This window comes from Streptomyces actuosus, assembly GCF_016921115.1.
Taxonomy (GTDB): Bacteria; Actinomycetota; Actinomycetes; order Streptomycetales; family Streptomycetaceae; genus Streptomyces; species Streptomyces actuosus_A.
In genome coordinates, this window is sequence record NZ_JAFFZS010000021.1 from 88,489 (window position 1) to 98,595 (window position 10,107).

Genomic DNA, 10,107 nt, shown 5'->3' on the forward strand with positions numbered 1-10,107 from the left:
GGTCACTCACGCTCCGCGTCGGTTCCGGCGCTGTCGCCGTCGAAAGCAAGGTTGATGAGGAGGTCGACGTCCATCTCGTCGATCGCGTCCAGGTCGACGGCGTCGATGTCGCGGACGGAGTCCTGCGCGGCCGGGGCGGGAGCCTGGGTGCTCTCCTGCGGGAACAGCTTCCGCTCCACGAACCGGGCGATCGCCTGCGGAGTCGGCTGGTCGAAGACCAGCGTGGCGGGCAGCCGCAGCCCGGTCGCCGTGTTGAGCCGGTTGCGCAGTTCGACCGCGGTCAACGAGTCGAACCCGATGTCCTTGAAGGCACGGTCCGGCTCGATCGCGGCCGTCGACGCGTGCCCCAGCACGGCAGCCACCTGCGCGACCACCAGGTCCTCCAGCGCCTGCGCCCGCTGCTCACCGGACCTCCGGCCGAGCCGCTCGGCGAGCGACAGTTCCGAGGGCCGCCGAGTGCCGGCGTCCGCGGTGCTGTGACGCACCCGGCGCTGGGCGAGTCCCCGCAGCAGCGCCGGGAGACTGTCGTCGTCGGCCCGCCGCCGCAGCGCCCCGACGTCCAGCCGGATCGGCAGCAGATGCGACTCGCCCGTCGCACAGGCCGCGTCCAGCAGCCGCAGCCCGTCCTCGGTGCTCATGGCGCCGACTCCGTGGCGGGTCATGCGGTGGAGGTCGGTGTCGGTGAGGTTGCCGGTCATGCTGCTGCGGTCTTCCCACAGGCCCCAGCCGAGGGAGAGTGCAGGTTGGCCGTTGGTGCGGCGGCGGTGGGCGAGGGTGTCGAGGAAGGTGTTGGCGGCGGCGTAGGCGGCCTGTCCGGGTCCGCCGAAGGCGGCGGCTGCGGAGGAGAAGAGGACGAAGGCGTCGAGGTCGGGGGTGAGTTGGGTGGTGAGCTGGTGGAGGAGGAGGGCGCCGTCGAGCTTCGGGTTCAGGACGGTGTCGAGTTGGTCGGGGGTGAGGTTGTCGATGGTGGCGTCGTGGAGGGTGGCTGCGGTGTGGATGACGGCGGTGACGGGGTGTTCGGTGAGGGCGCGTGTGACGGTGTCGGGGTCGGTGATGTCGCCGGTGACGACGGTGGCGTTCGCGCCGAGGTCGGTGAGGGTTGTGGCGAGGTTGTCGGCGGGGCGGCGGGAGAGGAGGACCAGGTTGTGGACCTGGTGGTGGGTGACGAGGTGGTGGGCGATGTGGGTGGCGAGCGTGCCGGTGGCGCCGGTGATCAGGACCGTACTGTCGGGACGGAAGACGGAGGCGGCGGCCGTTGCCGGGGTGGCCCGGGTCAGGCGCGGCGCCAGGAACTCGCCTTGACGGATGGCGATCTGGGACTCACCGGTCGTCAGGGCGCCGGGTATCGCGTGAGTGGACTTGTCGTGGTCGTCGGTGTCGATGAGCACGATCCGGTCGGGGTGTTCGGCCTGCGCGGAGCGGATCAGGCCCCAGACGGAGGCGTGTTCCAGGTCCGGGGTGTCCTTGGGTGAGGTGACCACCGCGTCACGGGTGAGCAGCACGAGCCGGGAGTCGGTGAACCGCTCGTCCGCCAGCCACTCCTGAACCAGCTCCAGCACTCCGTACAGCACCTCATGCACCCGCGCAGCGAGCTTGTCGGCGCCGGCCGGCTGAGGCGCGTACGGCACGACCACCGCATCCGGAACGGTGTCCAGCATGGCCACGGAGTCCAGGTCGTCGGCCGCGAACACTGTCGCACCGGTCTCCTCCAGCGACTGCCCCACCTTCAGCGGGTCCGGACCGAGGACCGCCCAGCGCCGGGCCTCGACGGAGGAGGACCCCGTCAGGGGTGTCACCCAGTCGACGCGGAACAGGCTGTCGTGCACGCATGAACCGGCCGCCTCCAACTGCGCGGTGACCACCGGCCGTACGACCAGCGACTGGGCGGTGGCGACCGGCGCGCCAGCCGGGTCGGCCACGGTGATGGACACCGTGTCCTCGGCGTCCCCGAGCGGTGCCACGCGCACCCGCAGCGCGGCGGCGCCCGCCGCGTGCAGGGTCACACCGCTCCAGGAGAACGGCAGCCGCGCCCGTCCCTCGCCCGCCGTAGGCAGCACGCCCAGACCCAGTGCGTGCAGCGCCGCGTCCATCAGCGCCGGGTGGATTCCGTAGTCCGCGGCTTCGGCGGCCTCCTCCTCCGGCAGGGCGACCCCGGCGAACACCTCGTCACCGCGCCGCCACGCCGCCCGCAGTCCGTGGAAGGCGGGGCCGTAGCCGTAGCCCTGCTCGGCAAGCCGGTCGTAGTAACCCTCGACCTCCACCGGCTCGGCCCCGGCCGGCGGCCACGCGCTCAGACCGGCGTCCGGCCCCAGGGGCTGCTGTGCCGAGGCCAGGGTGCCGGTGGCGTGCCGGGTCCACGGCTCGTCGCTGTCCGCGTCCTGCGCCCGCGCGTGCAGGTTCAGCTCACGACGTCCCGAACCGTCGGGCGCGCCCACGTTCAGCTGCACGTCGACGCCGCCCCGCTCAGGAAGGATCAGCGGGGCTTCCAGCGTCAGTTCCTCCACGGTGCCGCAGCCGACGTGGTGACCGGCCTGGAGGGCGAGCTCGAGGAAGCCGGTGCCGGGCAGCAGCACGGTTCCGGCCACGGCGTGGTCCGCCAGCCAGGGGTGGCTCTGGAGGGACAACCGGCCCGTGAACAGGTGCGTGTCCGTGCCCGCCAGCTCCACGGCAGCGCCCAGCAGCGGGTGCCCGGCGGCCGAGAGGCCCGCGCCGGAGAGGTTCGTCCGGCTGTCGCTGGTGGGGTTGATCCAGTAGCGCTGGTGCTGGAAGGGGTAGGTGGGCAGGTCGATGGGCCGGCTGGGGCGGATGGGCCAGTTGATGGCATGCCCGTGGGTGTGGAGGTGTGCTGCGGAGACGAGGAGCCGGGTGAGAGTGCCCTCGTTGCGGCGGAGCGTGCCGGTGATGGCCTCCGCGCCCTCGGCTTCCTCGATGCTGTAGGTGAGGACGGGATGGGCGCTGGACTCGACGTAGGTGGTGTGGCCGCTCTCGGTGAGCTGCTCGATGGCCGTGCTGAAGTGGACGGTCTGGCGGAGGTTGCGGTACCAGTAACCGGCGTCGAGTTCGGATGTGTTGATGAATCCGGGCTCGACGGTGGAGAAGAGCGTGATGCCCGCGAGTGCCGTCGCCAGCTGCTCCTCGATCGTTTCGACGTGCGCGGAGTGTGAGGCGTAGTCGACGGGGATCAGCCGGGCCCGGACGTCCTGGTTCTGAAGGTCCTTGACCAGGGCCTCGACGGCGTCCTTGTCACCGGAGACCACGGTCGTGTTCGGCCCGTTGATCGCGGCGATGCCGACCCCGCTGGGGAGCTGTGCTTCGACGGTACGGGCAGCCCGAGGAACGGAGGCCATGGCACCCCGACCCGCGAGGTGCTCGCCGATGATCTGTGCGCGTACGGCGACGACCTTCGCCGCGTGCTCCAGCGACAGCGCACCCGCCACGGCCGCAGCCGCGATCTCGCCCTGGGAGTGACCCACCACCGCATCCGGACGGACACCGAGGTCCTCCCACGTCGCGGCGAGCGAGACCATCACGGCCCAGGTGACGGGCTGGATGACGTCCACGCGGTCCAACTCCGCCCCGGAACACAGGGCATCGGTCAGCGACCAGTCCACGTAAGGCGCAAGGGCCTCCTCGCAGCGGGCGATCGACTCCGCGAACACGGGGACGGTGTCGAGGAGTTCGGCACCCATCCCGGCCCACTGAGTCCCCTGCCCCGGGAACACGAACACGGTCTTCCCGGCGCTCTTGGCCTGCCCCTGGACCAGATGCGTGTGAGGCTGCCCAGCAGCGAGCGCGTCGAGCGCCGCGGTCAGGGCATCAGAGGTCTCGCCCACCACAACGGCCCGGTGCTCGAACAGGGCGCGCCCACGGACGAGCGTGTCGGCGACGGCGGCGACATCCAACTCCTGCCGCTGGTGGACGTATTCGCGAAGCTGCCGTGCCTGATCGCCCAGGGCGTCCGCCGTCCGGGCCGAGATCACCCAGGGCACCACCGCACCCGCAGGCTCCGATTCCAGGGCCGGCTCGTCCTCCGGTGCCTGCTCCAGCACGGCATGCGTATTGGTGCCGCTGATGCCGAACGACGAGACACCGGCGCGGCGCGGCTGCCCCGTGTCGGGCCAGGCCGTCTCCTCGGTCAGCAGGGCGACGGCTCCGGCCGACCAGTCCACCTTCGGGGTCGGCTCGCCCACGTGCAGCGTCCTCGGCAGGACGCCGTGCTGGAGGGCCATGACCATCTTGATGAGGCCCGCGACCCCCGAAGCGGCCTGCGTGTGGCCGATGTTGGACTTCACGGAGCCCAGCCAAAGGGGCCGGTCGGCCGGGCGGTCCTGGCCGTACGTGGCGATCAGGGCCTGTGCCTCGATCGGGTCGCCCAGCTTGGTGCCGGTGCCGTGTGCCTCGACGGCGTCGACCTGGTCGGGGGCGAGGTCGGCGTTGGCGAGGGCCTGGCGGATGACTCGCTGCTGGGAGGGGCTGTTGGGGGCGGTGAGGCCGTTGCTGGCGCCGTCCTGGTTCATCGCCGTCCCCCGGACCATGGCCAGGACCCGGTGTCCGTTGCGCCGCGCGTCCGACAGCCGCTCCAGCAGCAGCATGCCGACACCCTCGGACATGCCCATGCCGTCGGCGTCCGCCGAGAACGCCCGGCACCGGCCGTCCACGGACAGACCGCGCTGCCGGCTGAACTCGGTGAAGGAGGTGGGCACCGCCATCACGGACACACCGCCGGCCAGCGCCAGCGTGGACTCGCCCTGCCGCAGCGACTGCGCTGCCAGATGGAGAGCCACCAGCGACGAGGAGCAGCCCGTGTCCAGCGTGACCGCGGCGCCTTCGAGGCCGAGGACGTACGAGACACGGCCCGAGGCGATGCTCGCGGTGTTGCCCGTGCCCAGGTAGCCCTCGATCTCCTCCGGGGTCTCACCGAGACGCGAGCCGTAGTCGTGGTAGCTGACGCCCGCGAACACGGACGTACGACTGCCCCGCAGGGACTGGGGATTGATGCCCGCCCGCTCGAACGCCTCCCAGGACGTCTCGAGCAGCAGCCGCTGCTGCGGGTCCATGGCCAGGGCCTCGCGCGGGGAGATACCGAAGAACGCCGGGTCGAAGTCGGCGGCGTCGTAAAGGAAGCCGCCGTGCCGGGTGTACGACTTGCCGCGCTGCTCCGGGTCCGGGTCGTACAGCGCGTCGAGGTCCCAGCCGCGGTCGGTCGGCAGCCCGGAGATCACGTCACCGCCGCGCAGCAGCAGCTCCCACAGCGCCTCGGGTGAGCGCACGCCGCCCGGGAAGCGGCAGCCCATGCCGATGATGACGATCGGGTCGTCGTCGGCGGCCGGAAGGACCGACGGCGCCGCGACGGCCCCGGCCGACGCCGTGTCGGGCAGCGCGCCGAAGAACTCGTCCCGCAGATGACCGGCGAGCACACCGGGGGAGGGGTAGTCGAAGACCAGGGTCGCCGGCAGCCGCAGCCCGGTGGCCGTGTTGAGCCGGTTGCGCAGCTCGACCGCGGTGAGTGAGTCGAAGCCCAGATCGCGGAACGCCCGCCCCGGCTCGACCGCCTCACCGGAGGCATGACCGAGGACCGAGGCCGCCTGGGCGCGGACCAGGTCGAGGAGCACCCGGTTCCGCTCCTCGGCGCCGAGGCCCTCCAGCCGTTCGCGCAGCGGCGACGACGCAACCCTCGCCGCGTCCGGCCCGACCGGGGCCGGCGTGGCCGCCGCCTCGATCTCCCGCTGCGCCTCGGGAACACCGGCGAGCAGCGGACGGGGCCCAGCCGAGGTGAAGACCGGGACGAAGCGCTCCCAGTCCACATCGGCCACGGCCACGAAGGTCTCGTCGTGCGTGAGGATCTGACGCATGGCGGAGAAGGCCGTGTTCGGGTCGAGGAACGGCAGCCCCCGCGCCTGGAGTTGCTCGGGCTTGACGCCCTCCGGAAGCCGCTCCGGGTCCCAGACGTTCCACACGCCCCAGGCGATCGAGCCGGCCTTCAGACCGCGGGCCCGGCGCTGCTCGGCGAGCGCGTCCAGATAGGCGTTGGCGGCGGCGTAGGCGCCGTGGTCGCCGCTGCCCCAGACACCGGCGATGGAGGAGAACAGCACGAACGCGTCGAGGTCGTCGGAGCCCAGCAGCTCGTCCAGGTGCGCGGCGCCGCCCACCTTCGCGGCCAGCACGTCCGCGAACTCGTCGAGCCCCGACTCGGCGAGCGACGCCAACTCGATGTACGCCGCGGCGTGTACGACCGTACGCAGGGACTCACCGTCGGCCTTCAGCCGCTCCAGCACACCGGCGAGAGACTCGCGGTCGGCGGCGTCGCACGCGGCCACCGTGAGACGGACTCCCTCGGCGTCCAGCTCCGTCGCCAGCTCGGCCATGCCCGGGGCGAACGGGCCGCGCCTGCTGGTCAGCACCACATGCTCGGCCCCGTTCGAGGCGAGCCACCGCGCGATGTGCGGACCGAGCGCTCCCGTGCCGCCGGTCACCAGCGCCGTACCACTGGTCCGCCAGCCGGACGCCGCCGGCTCGGGCGTCGCCACGTCCAGCGGCGACCGCACCAGACGGCGGGCGAAGACGCCCGAGGAGCGGATCGCCACCTGGTCCTCGCCCGCCGGCCCGGCCAGCACCGCACACAGGCGCGCCCGCGCCCGGTCGTCCAACTGCCCCGGCAGGTCGACGAGTCCGCCCCACCGCTCGGGCTGCTCCAGCGCCACGACCCGGCCAAGCCCCCAGACCTGCGCCTGCACCGGGCTGCCCAGGGTGTCCGAGGCCCCGACCGCGACCGCGCCGCAGGTCCCGAACCACACCGGGACCTCAAGCCGTGCGTCACCGAGCGCCTGGACGAGAGCGAGCGTCCCGGCGACACCCGCCGGCATCGCGGGATACGCGGGGCAGGGCTGCTCGTCGAGCGCGAGGAACGACAGCACACCGGCCGGCGGAGCCTCCTGCGCGGCCAGTGCCTCACCGATGAGGTCGAGGTACGCCCCACGCGCGGCCTCGGAGGTGTTCAGCTCCAGCGGCACGACCTGCGCGCCGTGCGCCGCCAGCCCCTCGGCCGCTGTACGGACGACGTCGTCGGTGGCCCGCCCCTCCGGGAACACCACCAGCCACGTCCCGCCGAGCCCGGTTACAGCGCCCCCGTCGGCCACTGGCTTCCAGCTGATCCCATAGCGCCAGTCGTTCACCGTTGCCTCACGCCTGCGCTCCTGCCGCCAGGACGCGAGCGCCGGAAGCACCGTGCTCAGCGACGCGTCACCGGGGACGTCGAGCGTGTCCGCGAGCGACTCCCAGTCCTCGTTCTCCACGGCCTCCCAGAAACGCGTGTCGACGATGTCCGTCGCCGGGACGGAGGCGTGTGCCGCCGTGGTCTCCGGTACGTCGATCCAGTAGCGCTGGTGCTGGAAGGGGTAGGTGGGGAGGTCGATGGGCCGGGTGTGGGGGATGGGCCAGTTGATGGTGTGGCCGTGGGTGTGGAGGTGTGCTGCGGAGACGAGGAGTCGGGTGAGGGTGCCTTCGTTGCGGCGGAGGGTGCCGGTGATGGTGTCGGCGCCTTCGGCTTCCTCGATGCTGTAGGTGAGGACGGGGTGGGCGCTGGACTCGATGTAGGTGGTGTGGCCGCTCTCGGTGAGCTGTTCGATGGCGGTGTGGAAGTGGACGGTCTGGCGGAGGTTGCGGTACCAGTAACCGGCGTCGAGTTCGGATGTGTTGATGAATCCGGGCTCGACAGTGGAGAAGAAGGGCACGTCGGCGGGCCGAGGCGTGATCCCGGAGAGCGCGGCGGCGATCGCGTCCTGGATGGTTTCGACGTGCGCGGAGTGTGAGGCGTAGTCGACGGGGATCAGCCTGGCCCGGACGTCCTGTTCCTGAAGCTGAGCGACGAGGGCCTCGACGGCGTCCTTGTCGCCGGAGACCACGGTGGTGTTCGGGCCGTTGACGGCGGCGATACCGACACCGCTGGGGAGCAGCTCTTCGACCCTGTGGGCAGCCTGCGGGATCGAGGCCATGGCTCCCCGCCCCGCGAGGTGCTCGCCGATGATCCGGGCACGCACGGCGACGACCTTCGCCGCGTCCTCCAGCGACAGCGCACCCGCCACAGCCGCAGCCGCGATCTCGCCCTGGGAGTGGCCGACCACGGCGTCGGGACGGACACCCAGCTCCTGCCAGGTCGCGGCGAGGGAGACCATGACGGCCCAGGTCACCGGCTGGATGACGTCCACGCGGTCCAACTCGGCGCCGGAGCGCAGGACATCGGTCAGCGACCAGTCGACGTAAGGCGCAAGGGCCTCCTCGCAACGGGCGATCGACTCGGCGAACACCGGGACGGCGTCCAGGAGTTCCGCGCCCATGCCGACCCACTGCGTCCCCTGCCCGGGGAACACGAACACGGTCCTGCCGGTCTCGTCGGGCGCGATGCCCTGCACGAGCTGAGGTGATGGCTCTCCGTGCGCCAAGGCGTCGAGGGCCTTGAGAAGTTCGCTGTGGCTGCCGCCCACCGCGACCGCGCGGTGCTCGAACGACGACCGGGTCGTGGCCAGCGCATGGGCGACCTCGGCGATGGCCGGCTCGGGCCGCTCCTCGACGTACTCGCGGAGCTGTCGTGCCTGTGCACGCAGGGCGTCCGCGGTCCGGGCGGAGATCACCCACGGCACGACATCGCCCGGAGGGGCCGGCTGTTCCTCGGCCGCCTCGACGGGCGGGGCCTCTTCCAGCACGGCGTGGGCGTTGGTGCCGCTGATGCCGAAGGAGGAGATGCCGACGCGTCGCGGCCGGTCGGCCGCGGGCCAGCGCACCTCCTCCGTGAGCAGGGAGACCGCGCCGGCCTCCCAGTCGATACGGGAGGACGGCTCGTCCACGTGCAAAGTGCGCGGCAGCAGGCCCTGGTGGAGGGCCATGACCATCTTGATGATCGAGGCGGCACCGGCGGCGGCCTGGGTGTGGCCGATGTTGGACTTCACCGAGCCCAGCCACAGCGGCCGGTCGGCCGGGCGGTCCTGGCCGTAGGTGGCGAGCAGGGCCTGGGCCTCGATGGGGTCGCCCAGCTTGGTGCCTGTGCCGTGCGCCTCGACCACGTCGACCTGGTCGGGGGTGAGCCGGGCGGAGGCCAGCGCCTGGCGGATGACCCGTTCCTGGGAGGGACCGTTGGGCGCGGTGAGGCCGTTGCTCGCCCCGTCCTGGTTGATCGCGCTGCCACGGATCACGGCGAGGACCTTGTGCCCGTTGCGGCGCGCGTCCGACAGCCGCTCCACCAGCAGCATGCCGATGCCCTCGGACAGCGCCGTACCGTCCGCGCCCGAGGCGAAGGCCTTGACGCGGGCGTCCGGCGCAAGACCCCGCTGCCGGCTGAACTCCACGAACGAGGCAGGCGACGACATGACCGAGATACCGCCGGCCAGGGCCATCGAGCAGTCGCCCTGCCGTAGCGCGTGGCAGGCCAGATGCAGGGCGACCAGCGAGGAGGAGCAGGCCGTGTCGACGGTGACGGCCGGGCCCTCGAGGCCCAGGGTGTACGCCACGCGGCCGGACACCACACTCGGCGTGTTGCCGATACCGAGATGCCCCTCCAGCTCGGCCGGCACCTCGGGCAGCCGGGTTGCGTAGTCCTGGTAGTTGCTGCCGACGAACACACCGGCCTTGCTGCCCCGCAGCGACTGGGGGTCGATGCCGGCCCGCTCGAAGGCCTCCCAGGACGTTTCCAGGAGCAGGCGCTGCTGCGGGTCCATGGCCAGGGCCTCGCGGGGCGAGATACCGAAGAACGCCGGGTCGAAGTCGGCGGCGTCGTAAAGGAATCCGCCCTCCCGCACATAGGACGTGCCGGAGCTGTCCGGGTCCGGGGCGTACAGCTTCTCCAGGTCCCAGCCGCGGTTGTCGGGGAACGCTGAGATCGCGTCACGGCCCTCGGCGACGACCTGCCACAGGTCCTCAGGCGAACGGACGTCACCCGGGAAACGGCAGCTCATCCCCACGATGGCGATCGGCTCATGGTCCTTCGCCTCCGCCTCGCTGAGCCGGCGGCGGGTCTGGCGCAGGTCGTTGACGACCCGCTTCAGGTAGTCGCGGAGCTTGTCCTCGGTCATGTTCTGGGCGGCGTCGGAGGTACTGGCGGGCTTTGACATCAGGTCA

General features: G+C 71.9%; 1 protein-coding gene. It reads right to left on the minus strand.

Going from position 1 to position 10,107, the window contains the following annotated elements:
• Positions 1–2: 2 nt before the first annotated feature.
• Positions 3–10,100 carry a type I polyketide synthase gene (locus tag JS756_RS36935; protein ID WP_240204255.1) on the minus strand — a complete coding sequence of 3,366 codons (10,098 nt, stop codon included), beginning with the start codon at positions 10,098–10,100 and terminating at the stop codon, positions 3–5.
• Positions 10,101–10,107: the final 7 nt, after the last annotated feature.

What these genes read in the sequence shown, in the direction of transcription:
- JS756_RS36935 (WP_240204255.1), bottom strand. Translation starts at nt 10,100, where the DNA reads ATGTCAAAGCCCGCCAGTACCTCCGACGCCGCCCAGAACATGACCGAG.